Here is a 16,518-nt window from a genome sequence, read left to right on the forward strand (position 1 = left end):
CCTACCCGCGAAGTTCGCCACCGGCGATCAGCGATAACCCCGCGCCTGCAGATCGAACAGCTGCGCATAGCGTCCGCCAGCGGCCAGCAACTGGGCATGGTCGCCCCGCTCGCGAATCTCACCCCCTTCCAGCACCAGGATCTGATCGGCGTTGCGCACGCTGGAGAAGCGGTGCGAGATCAGCAGGGTCATGCGCTGCTGTGCCTGGGCGCGAAAGCGCTCGAAGATCACCGCCTCGGCGGCGGCGTCCAGGGCGGCGGTGGGCTCGTCCAGCACCAGGATGTCGGCATCTTCGCGCATGTAGGCCCGCGACAGGGCGATCTTCTGCCATTGGCCGCCGGACAGCTCCTGGCCGCCCATGAACCAACGCCCCAGTTGGGTAGCATACCCCTCGCGCAAGCCGGCGATGACCTCGTCGGCCAGGCCCTGCTCGGCGGCCTGGCGCCAGCGTGCCTGGTCGTCGAAGGCCTGGGTATCGCCGACACCGAGGTTTTCGCCAGCGCTGAGCTGGTAGCGGATGAAATCTTGGAAGATGACGCCGATGCGGCGGTGCAGGGCCGTTGGCTGCCAGTCCTGCAGATCGCTGCCGTCGAGCAGGATGCGCCCCTCGCTGGGGGCATGCAGGCGGGTCAGTAGCTTGATCAGGGTGGTCTTGCCGGAACCGTTGGCGCCCACCAGGGCCAGGCTCTGGCCGGGTGCCAGGTGAAAGCTGATAGCCCTCAGGGTCGGTGCCGTCGCGCCCGGATAGGTGAAGCCGACCCCCTCGAATCTCAGGCCATCGCCGGGCCGGCTGCCGGTCGTCAGGCTGCCGCCCTCCACGGTGGTCGGCTGGCCGAGGTAGTCGTAGAGGTTGCTCAGGTAGAGGCTGTCTTCATAGAGGCCGCCCACGGCGGTGAGACTGGCGCTGACTGCCGCCTGGCCCTGGCGGAACAGGGTGAGATAGAGCGTCATCTGGCCCAGGCTCAGGCGGCCGCGCACCGTGTCGAGCACCACCCAGGCGTAGGCGGCATAGAAGGCGAGGGTGCCCAGCAGGCCGAAGACGAAGCCCCAGCCGTCACGTCTGAGGGTCAGGCGGCGATCCTCGGCATAGAGCTTGGCGAAGGTGGTGCGGTAGCGCTCCAGCAGCAGCGGGGCGAGGCCGAACAGCTTGACCTCCTTGATGTAGGCCTCGTGGGAGAGCAGCGTTTCCAGGTAGGTCTGGCGGCGGGTCTCGGGCGCGCGGCGGCTGAACAGGCGAAAGGCATCGCCGGAAAAGCGCGCCTCGGCCAGGAACACCGGCAGGGCGCCCACCACCAGCAACACCAGTGCCCAGGGTGAGAAATGCACCAGCAGCACGGCGAAGCTGACCAGCGAAATGAGGTTCTGCAGCAGGGTCAGGGACTTGGTCACCAGCGCCAGTGGCCGCACCGAGGCCTCGCGCCTCGCCCGCACCAGTTTGTCGTAGAAGTCGGCGTCCTCGAATTGCGCCAGTGACAGGGTCTGGGCCTTTTCCAGGATCAGCAGGTTGACCGTCTGCCCCAGGCGTACCCGCAGCAGCGATTGCTGCACCGACAGCAGCCGCTGGGCGCCGGCGAGGGCCGCGAGCACGCCGGCTTCGGCGAGCACGAACTTCAGTACCGGCCACAGCGGCGCTTGGCCCTGCTGCGCATGCAGCTGCATGGCCGCTACCACGGCATCGACGATGCGTTGTCCCAACCAGGCGGCCAGGGCCGGCAACAAGCCTGCGACCAGGGTGGCCAGGATCAGGCCGATCATAAGTGCTGGCGAGGTGCTCCAGACCAGGCCGGCGGCGCGGCGCATCTGCAACTGGACGATGGCGAAGGAACTGGAGAGGGCCATGGCGGATCTTCGGCTGGAGTCAGCATTAGGCGGAGCGGTGAGCAGGGTGTTCCCGGAGGTATGGCAAAAGGCTTACAGGCTATGGTGTCAGCTGGCCATGTCGCCCGCCCGGCAGGCTGCGTAATCTACACCCATCAGCCGCGCAGGATGCGCAGCTCTGAGGTCAAGGACGATGACCAGGCCAGGATGGCACCTGACAGGACGTTGGGATGGTCACAACAAAGAACCCGCTTCGGCGGGTTTTTTGTTGCCCGCTATTCGTAGCTCGGGTCGATCAGCGCCAGGGGTATGGCGAAAGGCTTACACGCCATGGTGTCAGCTGGCCATGTTGCCCGCCCGGCAGGGTGCGTAATCTACACCCATCAGCCGCGCAGGATGCGCAGCTCTGAGGTCAAGGACGATGACCAGGCCAGGATGGCGCCTGACAGGATGTTGGGATGGTCGCAACAAAGAACCCGCTTCGGCGGGTTTTTTGTTGTTTGGGATTTCCTGGCTTGGGTCGATCAGCCCCAGGGGTATGGCGAAAGGCTTACACGCCATGGTGTCAGCTGGCCATGTTGCCTCTCCGGCCAGGTGCGTAATCTACACCCATCAGCCGCGCAGGATGCGCAGCTCTGAGGTCAAGGACGATGACCAGGCCAGGATGGCACCTGACAGGATGTTGGGATGGTCACAACAAAGAACCCGCTTCGGCGGGTTTTTTGTTGTCCGGGATTTCTTGGCCTTGGTCGATCAGCCCCAGGGGTATGGCGAAAGGCTTACACGCCATGGTGTCAGCTGGCCATGTTGCCCTCCCGGCAGGCTGCGTAATCTACACCCATCAGCCGCGCAGGATGCGCAGCTCTGAGGTCAAGGACGATGACCAGGCCAGGATGGCACCTGACAGGACGTTGGGATGGTCACAACAAAGAACCCGCTTCGGCGGGTTTTTTGTTTGCCCGCCATTCGTAGCCCGAGTCGATCAGCCCTAGGGGTATGGCGAAAGGCTTACACGCCATGGTGTCAGCTGGCCATGTTGCCACTCCGGCAGGCTGCGTAATCTACACCCATCAGCCGCGCAGGATGCGCAGCTCTGAGGTCAAGGACGATGACCAGGCCAGGATGGCGCCTGACAGGACGTTGGGATGGTCACAACAAAGAACCCGCTTCGGCGGGTTTTTTGTTGTGCGCGTTAATCTCCCTTGCCGCTCAGGCTTGGATCACGCTCATCGGCCATTCGCCGCCGTGGCGGCTTCATTCCGGCGAGCAAGGAGGCGCGGGCCTTGGCTCAGCGGCGACTCTGTTGCGACCGGCCGCCTTGGCCGCATAGAGCGCCCGGTCGGCCTCCTCGGTGAGGGTGTAGGCATCCATGCCGGCCGCATGGGCGGCCAGGCCGACGCTGAGGGTGATGGGCCGGCGCGACCAGGCGTGGTGGGCGACCGCCGTGCGACAGCGCTCGGCCACCAGATGGGCCGCGGCGAGATCGGCGCCGGGCAGCAGGATGGCGAATTCCTCGCCGCCATAGCGGAAACAGGCGTCATTGTCGCGACAGCTCTGCAGCAGCAGGCGGCTCACGGCCTGCAGCGCGGTGTCGCCGGCCTGGTGGCCGAAGGCGTCGTTGTAGGCCTTGAAGTGATCCACGTCGATCAACAGCATGGACAGGGCGCTGTGCTGTTCCTCGGCGCGCAGCAGATGCTCCGCCAGGCGCAGGTCGAAGGCGCGACGGTTGTAGAGTCCGGTCAGGGCATCGGTGACGCTGCGCTGTTCGGCGGCCTGCATCATGTCCAGCAGCTGCCGCTGCGAGGCTTCCAGCATGTGCTGCTGCTCGATGTGCTCGGTGACGTCCACCGAGAGACCGGCCAGGGCGATGCCCTGGCGCGTGACCAGGGGAAACTTGTAGGACTGCCAGAAGATGCGTCGACCGTCGTGGGCGGCCATGTGCTCGACGAGTCGGCTCGGCTTGAGTTCGCCCATCACCTGTTCGTCGACCTGGCGAAAGCGCGGCGCCGATTCCGGCCAGATGGCGAAGTCGTCCTTGCCGATGACCTCGTCGCGGGTCAGGCCCAGCTGCTGCAGGAAGGGCTCGTTGACGTAGGAGAAGCGCCAGTCCCTATCCTTGATGTAGGCGACGAAGGGGCCGTTGTTCATGAAGGCGGAGAAGTTGATGTCCAGCTCTTCCAGCCGGTGCAGGGTCTCGCGTTGCTGCAGCAGCAGGGTGACCTGGCGGGCCAGGCGCTGCAGGTTGTCGATCTGGGCGGTCTCGAAGCGGCGGACGCGGTCGTCCATGACGCAGAGCGTGCCCAGGGCCACGCCGTGCCGGTCGAGCAGCGGGATGCCCAGGTAGGCCCGCATCTTCTCCAGGCCCGGGGCGGAACGCAGGTGCGCGACCCGCGGATCCTCCCGCAGGTCTTCCACCGCGAAGGGTTGCCGGGGGGTGAGGATCGCCAGGTGACAGAGCGAGGAGTCGCGAGGAACCTCGTCCACCGTCACCCCCTGGCACGCCTTGAACCACAGGCGCTGCCGGTCGGCCAGGGTGACGAAGGCGGCTGGCGCGCGGGTCAGCTGGCAGGCCAGGACGACGATGTCCTCGTAGGCGGCTTCGACACCGCTATCGAGAATCTGCAACTCACCTAGGGCGTGGAGACGGCGGGCGTCATCGGGGAGAGTCATGCGGGCTCGCGGCGGCGGGGTCTCAGGCCTGAGCATAGTATCCCGCGGGACGGAGGAAAACCGGGCCTCTCGCACAATCGGCCGAGGGGCCGGCTGGCGGCCGGTCCCTCGGGATTGCTGTCAGCGCCTGGGTTGCAGCAGCAGCGCCACCAGCGCGCTCCAGCCGGTCTGGTGGGAAGCGCCCAGGCCGCGGCCGTTTTCGCCATGGAAGTACTCGTGGAACAGCACCAGATCGCGGCTGCGTGGATCGTCCTGCAGCTGGGGGTAGTCGACCATGCTCGGGCGGCGGCCGTCGGCGTCCTTGAGGAACAGCCGGGTCAGGCGCTGGCTGAGGCCGTCGGCCACCTCTTCCAGGTTGGCCAGGTAGCCGGAGCCGCTGGGGTATTCCACCGAGAAGTTGTCGGCGTAGTAGCGGTGGAATTCGTGCAGCGACTCGATGAGCATGTAGTTGATCGGCATCCACAGCGGCCCGCGCCAGTTGGAGTTGCCACCATAGAGGCGGGAGTCCGATTCCGCCGGCTGGTAGCGGGCGCTGAGCAGGTTGCCGTCGGCCTGGCGCATCTCGAAGGGCTTGTCCGCATGGGCCTTGGACAGGGAGCGGATGCCGTAGGCGGAGAGGAATTCGCCGTCATCGAGCATGCGCTTGAGCAGCAGCTTGGTGCGATGGCCGCGCAACAGCGAGAGCAGGAATCTGTTGCCCTGGCCGGGCTCGGTCCAGCGCGAGACCAGCCGCGCCAGATCCGGGCGTTGCCGCAGGAAACCGCGCAGGCGACCACCCAGGCCGGGCAGGCCCTCGTGCTCGCGCTGTTCCAGCACCTGTACCGCGAACAGCGGGATGAGTCCGACGATGGATCTCAGGCGCAGCGGTTCGGCACTGCCGTCCGGCTTGTGCAGCACGTCGTAGAAGAATTCGTCCTGGTCGTCCCACAGGCCGTCTTCCCGCTCGTCGCTGTGGTTGATGGCCCCGGCGATGTGCAGGAAGTGCTCGAAGAACTTCACCCCCAGGTCGACGTACACCGGGTTTTCCTTGGCCAGTTCCAGGGCGATGCGCATCAGGTCCAGGGCGTAGGCGGCCATCCAGGCGGTGCCGTCGGCCTGGTCCAGGTGGTAGCCCTCGGGCAGCGGCGCCGAACGGTCGAAGAGGGCGATGTTGTCCAGGCCGAGGAAGCCGCCCTGGAAGATGTTGCGGCCCTCGGTGTCCTTGCGGTTGATCCACCAGGAGAAGTTCAGCAGCAGCTTGTGGAAGACGCGCTCGAGGAAGGCCCGGTCGCCGACGCCGGTCAGGGACTTCTCCTGCAGGTAGACGTGCCAGGTGGCCCAGGCATGCACCGGTGGGTTGGCGTCCTCGAAATTCCATTCGTAGGCCGGCAACTGACCATTGGGATGCATGAACCTGTCCTTCACCAGCAGCAGCAACTGCTGCTTGGCGAAGCCGGGGTCGATCAGGGCGTAGGCCACTGCCTGGAAGGCCAGGTCCCAGGAGGCGTACCAGGGGTACTCCCACTTGTCCGGCATGGAGACGATGTCGAAGTTGAGCAGGTGCCGCCAGTGGCCGTTGCGGATGCGCTGGCGCTCGGCGGGGGGCGTCGGTTGTGCCGGATCGCCATCGAGCCAGCGATTGACCTCGAAGTAGTAGAGCTGCTTGGACCAGAGCAGGCCGGCCAGCGCCTGGCGCTGCACCAGGCGGGCGTCTGCATCGCTGATCTTTTCCTGCAGGGCGGCGTAGAAGGCATCGGCTTCGGCGATGCGCTCGGCGAAGAGGGCGTCGGCGTCCACCGCCGGGGCGTTGGTGGGCGCCAGGCGCAGGTAGACCACGGTGCTGGCACCGCCTTCCAGCTCGACGGCGAAGTGCGCCGCGGCCTTGCTGCCGAAATCGCGGCGGATGGCTTCGCGGGCGCCCCGCACCACGTAGTCGTTGATGCCGTCCTTGAACGGACCCTCGGCGCTCTCGCCGGTGAGGCGGGGCAGGTTGGTTTCGTTGTTGCAGAACAGCCACTCGGCTTCACGCGGGCCCCAGGCCGTGACCACCAGGTCAGGGCGGTCGAAGTAGCTGGCGCGTACCTGCTCCCCTTCGAGGCTGAGCATGGAGCGCGGTGGCGTGCCGGTCCAGGCCCAGGTGTTGCGCGACCAGATCTGTGGCAGCACCCGCAGGCTGGCGCGCTCGGCACCGCGGTTTTCCACGGTCACCCGCATGAGGATGTCGTCGGGGGTGTGCTTGGCGTATTCGACGGTGACGTCGAAGTAGCGATTCTCGGCGAAGACGCCGGTATCGAGGATCTCGTATTCGCGATCCTCCAGGCCACGCCGGGCGTTCTCCTCGGTCAGCTGCGCATAGGGGAAGGCGGCGTGGGGATACTTGTAGAGCATCTTCTGGTAGGCGTGGCTCGGCACGCCGTCCAGGTAGAAGTAGAGTTCCTTGACGTCCTCGCCGTGGTTACCCTCGGCATTGGTCAGGCCGAACAGGCGCTCCTTGAGGAAGGGGTCGCGCTCGTTCCACAGGGCGATACCCAGGCACCAGTGCTGGGCCTGGTCGCAGAAGCCGGCGAGGCCATCCTCGCCCCAGCGGTAGGCACGGCTGCGCGCATGGTCGTGGGGGAAGTAGCGCCAGGCGTCGCCGTCGGCGCTGTAGTCTTCACGGACCGTGGCCCACTGGCGCTCGCTCAGGTAGGGCCCCCACTGCCGCCAGGCGGCGGCGTCGGTGTCAGCCAGGCGCTGGCCTTCTCGGGTATGCAGGATGCCCGGGGCGGGATGTGCCGTCATCGTGTCTCCAGATTCAGGTAACGGTTAAAGCTCGAGAATAGATCACCAGGGTGCCGCGCAGGGACCTTGCCTGGCACATCCTTGCCATTTTAGTGCCTGCCCGCGACGAAAAAATTCACGCCGTTGCGTTTTCCGTCACAGGGCGGGTGCCCGCGGCAGAGGGGGCAACGGTCGCCAGGCAGGCGAAAAAAAGCCCCACGCCCGGGAGGGGGTGGGGCTTTTGGCGCCAGGTGGCGGCCCGCTGCGGACAGCGGGCCGGCGGCCGATCAGAGCGCCATGTCGTTGGCGGCCTTGTCGGCGCGCGGGGCGGCGACCGTCGGCTTGGCGTTCTGGGCACCGGTGGCGACCGGCGGGGTGGCCAGTTGCAGCACCTCGGCGGTGTAGTTCCACTCCTGCTGTACGCGCTCGGGGTCGCTGTTCAGCTTGGTACCGTAGCTGGGCACGATCTGGTGCAGCTTGGCTTGCCACTCGGGCGTCGCGACCTTGTCCTTGAACACCTTCTCCAGCACGCTCAGCATGATCGGCGCGGCGGTGGAGGCGCCCGGGGAGGCGCCCAGCAGGCCGGCGATGCTGCCGTCCTTGGCGGCGACGATCTCGGTGCCGAGCTTCAGCACGCCACCCTTGTCGGCGTCGCGCTTGATGATCTGCACGCGCTGACCGGCTTGCCACAGGCGCCAGTCTTCCTTCTTGGCGTTGGGGAAGTATTCGCGCAGGGCGGCCATGCGGTCGTCATCCGACAGCATCAGCTGACCGGCGAGGTATTCCACCAGCGGGTACTCGGCCACGCCCACGCGGACCATCGGCCAGGCGTTGTGGGTGTTGGTGCTGGTCAGCAGGTCCAGGTAGGAACCCTGCTTGAGGAACTTGGTGGAGAAGGTGGCGAAGGGCCCGAACAGGATCACGCGCTTGCCATCGAGCATGCGGGTATCCAGGTGCGGGACCGACATCGGCGGCGCGCCGACCGAGGCCTTGCCGTAGGCCTTGGCCAGGTGCTGCTGGGCGATCTCGGGATTGTCGGTGACCAGGAAGGAGCCACCCACCGGGAAGCCGGCGTAATCGTTGGCTTCGGGAATGCCCGACTTCTGCAGCAGGTGCAGGGCACCGCCGCCGGCACCGATGAAGACGAACTTGGCGTCGGTTTCGACCTTCTTGCCGTCCTTGAGGTTCTTGTACTCCACGCGCCAGCTGCCATCGGCATTGCGGGTGATGTTCTCGACTTCGCTGGACAGGTTCAGCTTGAAGTTCGGCTTGGACTGCAGGTTGGCGGCGAACTGGCGGGTGATCTCGCCGAAGTTGACGTCGGTACCCAGCGGGGTCCAGGTGGCGGCGATCTTCTGCTTGGGATCGCGGCCTTCCATCATCAGCGGAACCCACTGCTTGATCTGCGCAGGATCCTCGGAGTACTGCATGCCGGAGAACAGCGGGCTGGCCTTCAGCGCTTCGTAGCGCTTCTTCAGGAAGGCGATGTTCTCGTCACCCCAGACGAAGCTCATGTGCGGGGTGCTGTTGATGAAGCTCTTCGGATCCTTGAGCACGCCGTTCTTGACCTGCCAGGACCAGAACTGCCGGGAGATCTGGAAGGCCTCGTTGATCTCGATGGCCTTGGAGATGCTGACCTTGCCGTCCTTCTCTTCGGGGGTGTAGTTCAGCTCGGCCAGGGCGGAGTGGCCGGTACCGGCGTTGTTCCAGCCGTTGGAGCTCTCGTCGGCGACCTTGTCCAGGCGCTCGACCATTTCCATGGTCCAGGTCGGTTCCAGCTCGTTCAGCCAGATGCCCAGGGTGGAGCTCATGATGCCACCGCCGATCAGCAGGACGTCGACCTTCTTGACGTCTTCGGCGTGTGCGGTGCCCAGGGCGGAGGCGATGGCCAAGCCAAGCAGCGCGCCAGTCATTTTCTTCAACATGTGGTCTCTCAATCGATAGAAGCTGTGTCTGCTTATCGAGTTTCGGTGCGGTGCGGCACCATGGCACATGGGTGGATGTGCAGTGGGCAAGGCAGAATGCAGCCAGAAACACGCAAGGGCAGGTTCTTGTCCCTCCACCGCCCCTCTCTCGTGAACCACCGGAGGGGTCGGAGCAAAAACGCAATACGCGGCCTCGGCAACGGCTGACCGGAGACCAGGTGTCTCGGGCGCGGCTGCGTGCGCGTGGCGTTTTTGTTGGCCGCCATTTTAATGAGAAGGGTTCGGGCTGCCTAGTCCGTAATTCATAGGCTTTGGCTATTAGCCTTTGGTCTAATCATCCGTGATCCAGCGCAAAGTCCCGCCGAATGCCCGCCCAGGCGAAGCGGGCAAGGCTTGCCTGGCGGCTCGTGGATAGGTCACAGCACCGACGAAACCGGCCAGAAAGCCGCCGAAGGGTCGTGGTTCACGTCTCTGGGCAAGTGCCTGAGGCGGTCGGCTAGGCGAAGCGCCACGCCAGGAAGCGACTTTGCTTCTGGCCCTGGGCCATGGCCACGACGCGGATCTTGGTGGCCCGTTCACGGCGCAGCGCCGCCTGCAACTGGGGCAGGTTGCTGGCCTTGGAGACCAGGCAGGTGAACCAGCCGACCTGGGTCGCGAAGGTGCGGCTCTCGCGGATCATCCGCTCGATGAAGGCCGCCTCGCCGCCTGGACACCAGAGTTCGGCCGCCTGGCCGCCGAAGTTGAGCAGGGGCACCTGCTTGCCGGTAATCTTGCCCAGGTTCTTCCACTTGCGCTGGCTACCCCGCACGGCGTCGCTGGGGCTGGCATGGAAGGGCGGGTTGCACAGGGTGGCGGCGTACTGCTCGCCGGGCTGCAGGATGCCGGCGAAGATCGCCTGGGGCTCCGGCTGGCGGCGCAATTCGATGGCCGCGGCGCAATCCGGGTTGGCGGCCAGGGTGCGGCCAAAGGCGTCCAGCGCCGCCGGGGCGATGTCGCTGCCCACGAAGTGCCAGCCGTACTCCTTGAAGCCGATCAGCGGATAGACGCCATTGGCGCCAGTGCCCACGTCCAGTACCCGAACCCCTTCCCCGCGTGGAAGCTTGCCGCCATTGCCCTCGGCCAGGAGGTCGGCCAGGTGGTGCAGGTAATCCGCCCGCCCGGGAATCGGCGGGCAGAGGAAGTCGGCGGGGATGTCCCAGTCGCGTACACCGTGGTGCAAGGCCAGCAGCGCTCGGTTGAGCGCCCGGACCGCCTGGGGATCGGTGAAGTCGATGGACAGGTTGCCCCGCGGCGTCGGCGCCACGTAGGGCCTGAGCGCAGGGCTGGCACGCATCAGCGCCGGAAAGTCGTAGCTGCCCTGGTGGCGATTGCGCGGATGCAGGGGAGCGGGGCGGCCCGGCAGGGGCCGGCGGGGCGAGGTCATGGCGGCGGACGAGGCGGAAAAGGGGCGGCGAGCCTAGCACAGCCGCCCGAGGGACTTACAAGGGCGGACTCACGCGGGCGTCGGGGCGTCTTCGGGCAGCACGCCGATCTCGCGCAGGTTGCGCCAGAAGGCGGCCGGAATGGGCGCGCGCAGCAACTCGGCGTTCTGCCGGGCGCGTTCCGGTGTGCTGCTGCCGGGGATGGTGGCGGCGACGGTGGGGTGGGCGAGACAGAACTGCAGGGCCGCGGCGCGAATGTCCACCCCGTGGTCCTGACAGACCCCCTCGATCAGCTCCACCTTGCGCCGCAGTGCCGGTTCGGCCTCGGCGTAGTTGTAGTGCTTGCCGCCCGCCAGCAGCCCGGAGTTGAAGGGGCCACCCACGACGATGCCGACACCGCGGCGTTCGCATTCGGGGAAGAGGGTATCCAGGGCTTCGCGATGGTCCAGCAGCGAATAGCGCCCGGCCAGCAGGAAGGCGTCGGGATCGCTTTGTTCCAGCGCCAGGCGGCAGGGCTCCACCAGGTTGACGCCCAGGCCCCAGCCCATGATCAGGCCTTCTTCGCGCATCTGGGTGAGGGCCTTGGCCGCGCCCTGCATGGCCTGGGCGAAATAATCGCGCCAGGCCGGACCATGCTGGTCCTCGGACAGGTCATGGATCCAAACCAGGTCGAGGCGGTCGGTCCTGAGCCGTTCCAGGCTGGCTTCGATGGAGCGGCGGGCCCCGTCGGCGGAATAGTCGAGCACCCGCTTGAAGGGCAGCTCGTTGACGAACGGCGGGGCGTTCTCCGGCTGGTCGGCGGGCTCCAGCAGCCGACCGACCTTGCTGCAGAGCACGAAGTCGTCGCGCGGCTGGTCGGCCAGCACCTCGGCGAAGCGGCGCTCGGAGAGGCCGGCGCCGTAGTGGGGCGAGGTGTCATAGAGGCGGATGCCAGCGTCCCAGGCGGCCTCGAGGGTCGCCCGGGCGTCGGCGTCGCTCACCTCGCGGAACATGTTGCCCAGGGGCGCGCCGCCGAAACCGAGGGAGGGGATGTCGATACGCATGAGAGGTCTCCGGGTGGTGCGTGTCTGCATCCCGACCGATGCCCCGGAGGTCCTGTTCCCTCAATCCGCCGGACGTAGCAGCGCCACCTCGTCTGCCGTCAGGGAGCGATAGCTGCCCTCGGCCAGCGCCGTGTCCAGGGGCAGGGCGCCGATACGGTCGCGGTGCAGGGCGACGACCTCGATGCCGAAGCGGCCGAACATGCGCTTGACCTGGTGATAGCGACCCTCGACCAGGGTCAGGTAGGCCTGGCGTTCGTCCAGCAGTTCGAGCTGCGCGGGCTGGGTGGTGAGGTCTTCGTAGGCGAAGTAGAGCCCCTCGGCGAAGGCCGTGACCAGCTGCGGCGGGATGATCTCGGCGGTGGTGACCCGATAGCGCTTGGTCTGCTTGTGGCGCGGATGGCTCAGGCCGCGCGACCACTGGCCATCGTTGGTGAGCAGCAGCAGGCCGGTGGTGTTGAAATCCAGCCGCCCGGCCAGGTGCAGGTCGGCGCGCTCCGCCGCGGCCAGGCAGTCCAGCACCGTGCGATGGCGGGCATCGACGGTGGCGCTCACGCAGCCGCGTGGCTTGTGCAGCATCAGGTAGCGCCCGCCGGGGCCATCCTGCAGCAGGCGGGCATCGGCCTCGATGCGATCAAAGGCGAACACCTCCCGTTCGGCCTGCAGGGTGATGGCACCATTGACCCGCACCCGGCCCTCGGCGAGCAGGCGCCGGCCCAGTTGCCGGCCCAGTTCGGGCCTGTTACCCAGCCAGCGGTCCAGGCGCATCAGCGGGATTCGGCCGAGGTACCCGCCGCACAGGCCGGGCACAGGCAGCGCTGGTTGCGCTCTTCTTCCGGCAGGCGCGCCAGGGCGGCAGGGTCGACAGGCGTCCGTAGGCACCAGCAATCCTGGATCTCGCCACCGGTGGCCAGGCTGCATTGATTGCGCTGGCCACAGAGGGGGCAACGGGTGGGATCGAAAGGGGCGGGCGATGCGGCCATGGTGATCTCGTCGGGCGAAGCGGGCGGCAGAGTACCGGAAATTGCGACCTGGATAACGTCCGCTACGCTGGGGGTCTGCGTACTGTCGCATCCGGGGTGCAAGCTGCATCCTAGCTCCGATCGTCGGACCACCCGAGGAACCCATGACAATAACTGCTCTGCGTACCCTGATCCGTACCCTCATTCCCGGCACCCTGCTGGTCAGCCAGCTGGCGCTGGCCACCGAAGGCGATATCGGCCAGACCCTGGCCCACCAGGCCGGCATTCCCTGGCCGGTGGTGATCGCCCATCGCGGCGCCTCCTTCGATGCGCCCGAATCCACCGCCCCAGCCTACCTGGTGGCGCGGGAGCTCGGCGCCGACTACCTGGAGCTGGACCTGCAACGCACCAAGGACGGCCAGCTCATCGCCCTGCACGACGATACCCTGGAGCGCACCACGGACGTCGCCAAGAAATTTCCGGAGCGCGCCAAGGCGCCGGTCAGCCAGTTCACCCTGGCCGAACTCAAGTCGCTGGACGCCGGCAGCTGGTTCAACCAGGCCCATCCCGACCGCGCTCGGCCGAAATTCGCCGGACTCAAGATCCTCACCCTCGACGAGGTCATCGACATCGCCGAAGGCGGGCGTAACAAGCCGGGGCTGTACATCGAGACCAAGCAGCCCAAGCTGTTCCCCGGCATCGAGCGTGACCTCAAGGCCAAGCTGACCCAGCGCGGCTGGCTCGGCCAACCCAAGGCCGGCGCCACCGGCGTGGCGGCCATGCCCGGGCGGGTGATCCTGCAGACCTTCGAGAAGGGCAGCCTGGAACTGCTGCAGAAGGAAATGCCCAATACGCCGAAGATCCTGCTGCTGTGGCTGGGTGACGACTACATCCCGGCCAAGGCGGGGCCGAGCTACGCCGAGTCGGGCGAGCCGAGCAAGGCGGCCTACTATGCCAAGCAACAGGTGCGTTCCGAGGGCGACTTCACCGCCTGGCTCGAATGGGCCAAGGCCCATGGCGCCATCGGCATCGGCCCCTCGGCCGCCCTGGAGGAGGGCGGCGACCAGAGCTATGCCGACCTGGTGAAGCCCTGGATGAACGACGTGGCCCATGAGCGCGGCCTGCTGGTGCATGCCTACACCGTGGACTCGGCGGTGGACTTCGCCCGCCTGGCGCCGCGCGGCGTGGATGGTTTCTTCAGCAACCGCAGCGCCGAGTTGCTGAAGTTCTACGAGCGCCCGGCCAAGCAGGCGCCGGGTGCGCTGCTCAAGCAGCTCGGTTACTGAGCCCAGGCGGGGAGGCCGGCCGGTCTCCCCGCCTCTCACTGGAAACCCTGTCATGCCCATCGAAGCCTTCAACGGTGCCAAGCTGGCGCTGCTCTGTGACGACCAGATCCTGGTCTATCAGCGGGACGACAAGCCGGACATTCCCTGGCCCGGCCTCTGGGACCTGCCCGGTGGCGGTCGCGAAGCCGGGGAGACGCCCGCTCGCTGCGCCCTGCGCGAGCTGGAGGAGGAATTCGGCCTGGTGCTGGACGAGGCGCGGCTGACCTGGGGGCGGTGCTATCCGCCGCGCCAGCCGGGGTACCTGCCCAGCTGGCTGTTCGCCGGCCAGCTCGATGGCGCCGAGATCGCCACCATCCGCTTCGGCGACGAAGGCCAGCACTGGCGGCTGATGACCCTCGCCGATTTTCTCGCCCATCCCCAGGGCGTGCCCCATCTGCAGGAACGCCTGCGGGACTACCTGGAGGCGCGGGAGGCGGCGACCGGCGTCTCTTAATCCCGGCTGAATGAACGTGCGATAAGCGAGCAGGGGACAGGCACTCGGCTTAAGCTTTCTCCAGGCCCATCCGGGCCGTTCTGGAGATCTTCCCCATGCGCCATTTCCTCTTGGCGTCGCTCTGTGCCCTGACCGTCACCGGCTGCACCGTCTACGACACGTCCCCGCGCTATTACAGCCGTCCCGCACCCCCTGCGGCGGTCTTCTACGGCACGCCGGCCTATCCGCCGCCGGCGGTCATCGTGCGACCCTATGGCTATGGCTACTACTATCGACCGGCACCGCCGCCACCGCCCCACTGGGGTCCGGGTCCCGGTTGGGGACCGCCGGGCTGGGGGCCGCGTCCGGGCTATGGTCCGCCCGGCTGGGGTCCGCGCTACGGTCCGCGGTGGTAGCGGGTTTGACAGGGGCAGCCGGCTTTTCTAGGGTGCTGCCCTTGTCTTGACCAGGAAGCCTCGAATCGTGGACGACGATCGCATCAAGCTCGACCCCCAATGGAAAGCCGCGCTGCGCGACGAATTCGAGCAGCCCTACATGCGCCAGCTGGGCGAATTCCTGCGACGTGAGAAGGCGGCGGGCAAGGTCATCTATCCGCCCGGTCCGCTGATCTTCAATGCCCTCAATACCACCCCTTTGGATCGGGTCAAGGTGGTCATCCTCGGGCAGGATCCCTACCACGGTCCGGGCCAGGCCCATGGTCTGAGCTTCTCGGTACAACCCGGGGTGCCGGCGCCGCCGTCGCTGCAGAACATCTTCAAGGAACTCAAGCGCGATCTGAACCTGCCCATTCCCAACCACGGCTATCTGCAGCACTGGGCGGAGCAGGGCGTGCTGCTGCTCAACACCTCGCTGACGGTGGAACAGGCCAATGCCGGGTCCCACGCCAAGGCCGGCTGGCACCGATTCACCGACCGCATCATCGAAGTGGTCAGCGCCGAGCGCGAGAACCTGGTGTTCCTGCTCTGGGGCAGCCATGCCCAGGGCAAGCAGAACCTCATCGATCCGCAGAAGCACCTGATCCTCAAGTCGGCGCATCCCTCGCCGCTGTCGGCCCACCGCGGCTTCATCGGCAACGGTCACTTCGGCCGGACCAACGAATTCCTGCGCAACGCCGGTCTCTCGCCCATCGACTGGGCGCTGCCGCCACTGGCGTAGGAGGGGCCTCCTGCTCAGGTCGCCCCTGCCGGCGCCGTCGTCGGCCGCCGTCGGTGGCACCGCAGGCACCAGCTCGTTCCGAGCAGAAGCAGGAGGATCGCCAGGGCTTCCAGGCGAGTCGGCCAGCGCCCGTTCCAGAGAAAGCCATAGGTCAGCGAGGCCAGGGTCTCGATGACGATGGCCTGGCCACTCAGGGTCAGGGGTAGCCGGCGGCTGGCCTGGTTCCAGCAGGCGCCGCCGATGACCGAGGCCAGCAGCGCCACGCCCGCGGCCACCAGCAGTGGCTGCAGCCAGTCCGCCGGTGCCCGCGACGCCAGCTCCTCGCCCAGCAACCAGGGGGCGGCCAGCAGGGCCTGGGCACCGGTCATGCCGCCCAGCAGCAGGCCCCAATCGTGGACGCCGATCGGCGTCCTGGCCAGCAAGCGCGTGTTGACCACCGCGAACCAGCTCCAGGCCAGCAGGGCGCCACAGGCGCACAGCAGGCCCAGGGCGGGCCGCTCGCCGACGGCGGTGGTGGTCAGCGTCTCGTAGCTGATCAAGGCCACGCCGAGCAGCGCGCAGCCGAGCGACGGCCAGAGCCGGTCGAAACCCACGGCGCCCCTGTCATGTCGCCCGGCCAGGGCCACCAGCACGGGAATCAGGCCGACGATCAGGGTGGTCGCCGCGATCCCGGCTTGCTTCACGGCCACGCCGACCAGGGTGTAGTAGCACAGGTTACCGCCCAGGCTGAGCCAGAACAGGCGCGAGCCGTCGGACCAGGTCAGTTGCGTGCGAAGTTGGCGCCAGCAGGGCAGCAGCAACCCGAAAGACACCAGGCCATAGCAGAGGAAGCGCAGCACGGCGAACTGGGCGCCGCTGAGGTCCGGTACCAGAGCCGGGGCCAGGAAGATCACGCCCCAGCACAGGCCTGCCGCCAGCCCGTAGCCGATACCCACTGCCGATAGTGCTCGTTCCTGCATCGCGCCGTCTCCACCGATTCGCCATCAGTGTGGCGGCGACGACGTGGAGC

General features: G+C 67.0%; 13 protein-coding genes. 4 read left to right on the forward strand and 9 right to left on the reverse strand.

The features are described 5' to 3' along the window. Positions 1–27: 27 nt before the first annotated feature. The 8 genes from FSV73_RS20250 to FSV73_RS20285 form a co-directional block, all read right to left on the reverse strand. Positions 28–1,839 (reverse strand): ABC transporter ATP-binding protein, encoded by a 1,812-nt coding sequence (locus FSV73_RS20250; protein ID WP_145010518.1) that lies wholly within the window; start codon positions 1,837–1,839, stop codon positions 28–30. A 1,233-nt stretch (positions 1,840–3,072) separates the two neighbouring features. Beyond that, positions 3,073–4,488, reverse strand: coding sequence for a GGDEF domain-containing protein (locus FSV73_RS20255; protein WP_145010521.1), 1,416 nt, complete (start codon positions 4,486–4,488; stop codon positions 3,073–3,075). Positions 4,489–4,608: 120 nt separating this feature from the next. Continuing rightward, positions 4,609–7,248, reverse strand: coding sequence for an MGH1-like glycoside hydrolase domain-containing protein (locus FSV73_RS20260; RefSeq protein ID WP_145010524.1), 2,640 nt, complete (start codon positions 7,246–7,248; stop codon positions 4,609–4,611). A 266-nt stretch (positions 7,249–7,514) separates the two neighbouring features. Continuing rightward, complete coding sequence (mqo, locus tag FSV73_RS20265; protein WP_145010527.1) at positions 7,515–9,152, reverse strand: malate dehydrogenase (quinone); 1,638 nt, start codon at positions 9,150–9,152, stop codon at positions 7,515–7,517. A 496-nt stretch (positions 9,153–9,648) separates the two neighbouring features. Beyond that, entirely contained in the window at positions 9,649–10,575 is a 927-nt protein-coding gene (gene rlmF / locus FSV73_RS20270; protein WP_145010530.1) for a 23S rRNA (adenine(1618)-N(6))-methyltransferase RlmF, read from the reverse strand. Positions 10,576–10,644: 69 nt separating this feature from the next. Continuing rightward, a complete protein-coding gene (locus FSV73_RS20275; protein WP_145010533.1) occupies positions 10,645–11,616 on the reverse strand; it encodes an aldo/keto reductase in 972 nt (323 codons plus the stop codon). Positions 11,617–11,676: 60 nt separating this feature from the next. Further along, positions 11,677–12,381: a 16S rRNA pseudouridine(516) synthase gene (locus tag FSV73_RS20280; protein ID WP_145010536.1), complete on the reverse strand. Its 705-nt coding sequence runs from the start codon at positions 12,379–12,381 to the stop codon at positions 11,677–11,679. Then, complete coding sequence (locus FSV73_RS20285) at positions 12,381–12,596, reverse strand: cysteine-rich CWC family protein (protein ID WP_145010540.1); 216 nt, start codon at positions 12,594–12,596, stop codon at positions 12,381–12,383. Before FSV73_RS20285 ends, FSV73_RS20280 begins: the two co-directional genes overlap by 1 nt. A gap of 143 nt (positions 12,597–12,739) precedes the next feature. On the opposite strand from FSV73_RS20285, the gene FSV73_RS20290 reads away from it, so the two are divergent. The 4 genes from FSV73_RS20290 to ung all read left to right on the forward strand — a co-directional run bounded on the left by FSV73_RS20290 (position 12,740) and on the right by ung (position 15,509). After that, positions 12,740–13,861 (forward strand): glycerophosphodiester phosphodiesterase, encoded by a 1,122-nt coding sequence (locus FSV73_RS20290; protein WP_145010544.1) that lies wholly within the window; start codon positions 12,740–12,742, stop codon positions 13,859–13,861. Positions 13,862–13,913: 52 nt separating this feature from the next. Next, the gene (locus FSV73_RS20295; RefSeq protein WP_186309296.1) at positions 13,914–14,354 is read left to right on the forward strand and encodes an NUDIX hydrolase; all 441 of its coding nucleotides are present in this window, start codon (positions 13,914–13,916) and stop codon (positions 14,352–14,354) included. A gap of 95 nt (positions 14,355–14,449) precedes the next feature. Then, on the forward strand, positions 14,450–14,749 hold the full coding sequence (locus FSV73_RS20300; protein ID WP_145010547.1) for a hypothetical protein: 300 nt from the start codon (positions 14,450–14,452) through the stop codon (positions 14,747–14,749). Positions 14,750–14,813: 64 nt separating this feature from the next. Beyond that, positions 14,814–15,509 (forward strand): uracil-DNA glycosylase, encoded by a 696-nt coding sequence (gene ung, locus FSV73_RS20305; RefSeq protein WP_145010755.1) that lies wholly within the window; start codon positions 14,814–14,816, stop codon positions 15,507–15,509. Between the two features lie 14 nt (positions 15,510–15,523). Here ung and FSV73_RS20310 read toward each other — a convergent pair whose 3' ends face one another. After that, complete coding sequence (locus tag FSV73_RS20310; RefSeq protein ID WP_145010550.1) at positions 15,524–16,468, reverse strand: DMT family transporter; 945 nt, start codon at positions 16,466–16,468, stop codon at positions 15,524–15,526. Between the last annotated feature and the right edge of the window lie 50 nt (positions 16,469–16,518).

It is taken from the genome of Pseudomonas oryzihabitans, from assembly GCF_007665395.1.
In the GTDB taxonomy this organism is placed as follows: domain Bacteria; phylum Pseudomonadota; class Gammaproteobacteria; order Pseudomonadales; family Pseudomonadaceae; genus Chryseomonas; species Chryseomonas psychrotolerans_C.

Excerpts from the sequence above, each read along its gene's own strand:
- mqo (WP_145010527.1), bottom strand. The coding sequence starts at position 9,152 with ATGTTGAAGAAAATGACTGGCGCGCTGCTTGGCTTGGCCATCGCCTCC.
- FSV73_RS20255 (WP_145010521.1), bottom strand. The coding sequence starts at position 4,488 with ATGACTCTCCCCGATGACGCCCGCCGTCTCCACGCCCTAGGTGAGTTG.
- rlmF (WP_145010530.1), bottom strand. The coding sequence starts at position 10,575 with ATGACCTCGCCCCGCCGGCCCCTGCCGGGCCGCCCCGCTCCCCTGCAT.
- FSV73_RS20280 (WP_145010536.1), bottom strand. The coding sequence starts at position 12,381 with ATGCGCCTGGACCGCTGGCTGGGTAACAGGCCCGAACTGGGCCGGCAA.
- FSV73_RS20285 (WP_145010540.1), bottom strand. The coding sequence starts at position 12,596 with ATGGCCGCATCGCCCGCCCCTTTCGATCCCACCCGTTGCCCCCTCTGT.
- FSV73_RS20275 (WP_145010533.1), bottom strand. The coding sequence starts at position 11,616 with ATGCGTATCGACATCCCCTCCCTCGGTTTCGGCGGCGCGCCCCTGGGC.
- FSV73_RS20250 (WP_145010518.1), bottom strand. The coding sequence starts at position 1,839 with ATGGCCCTCTCCAGTTCCTTCGCCATCGTCCAGTTGCAGATGCGCCGC.
- FSV73_RS20295 (WP_186309296.1), top strand. The coding sequence starts at position 13,914 with ATGCCCATCGAAGCCTTCAACGGTGCCAAGCTGGCGCTGCTCTGTGAC.
- FSV73_RS20310 (WP_145010550.1), bottom strand. The coding sequence starts at position 16,468 with ATGCAGGAACGAGCACTATCGGCAGTGGGTATCGGCTACGGGCTGGCG.
- FSV73_RS20300 (WP_145010547.1), top strand. The coding sequence starts at position 14,450 with ATGCGCCATTTCCTCTTGGCGTCGCTCTGTGCCCTGACCGTCACCGGC.
- FSV73_RS20260 (WP_145010524.1), bottom strand. The coding sequence starts at position 7,248 with ATGACGGCACATCCCGCCCCGGGCATCCTGCATACCCGAGAAGGCCAG.
- FSV73_RS20290 (WP_145010544.1), top strand. The coding sequence starts at position 12,740 with ATGACAATAACTGCTCTGCGTACCCTGATCCGTACCCTCATTCCCGGC.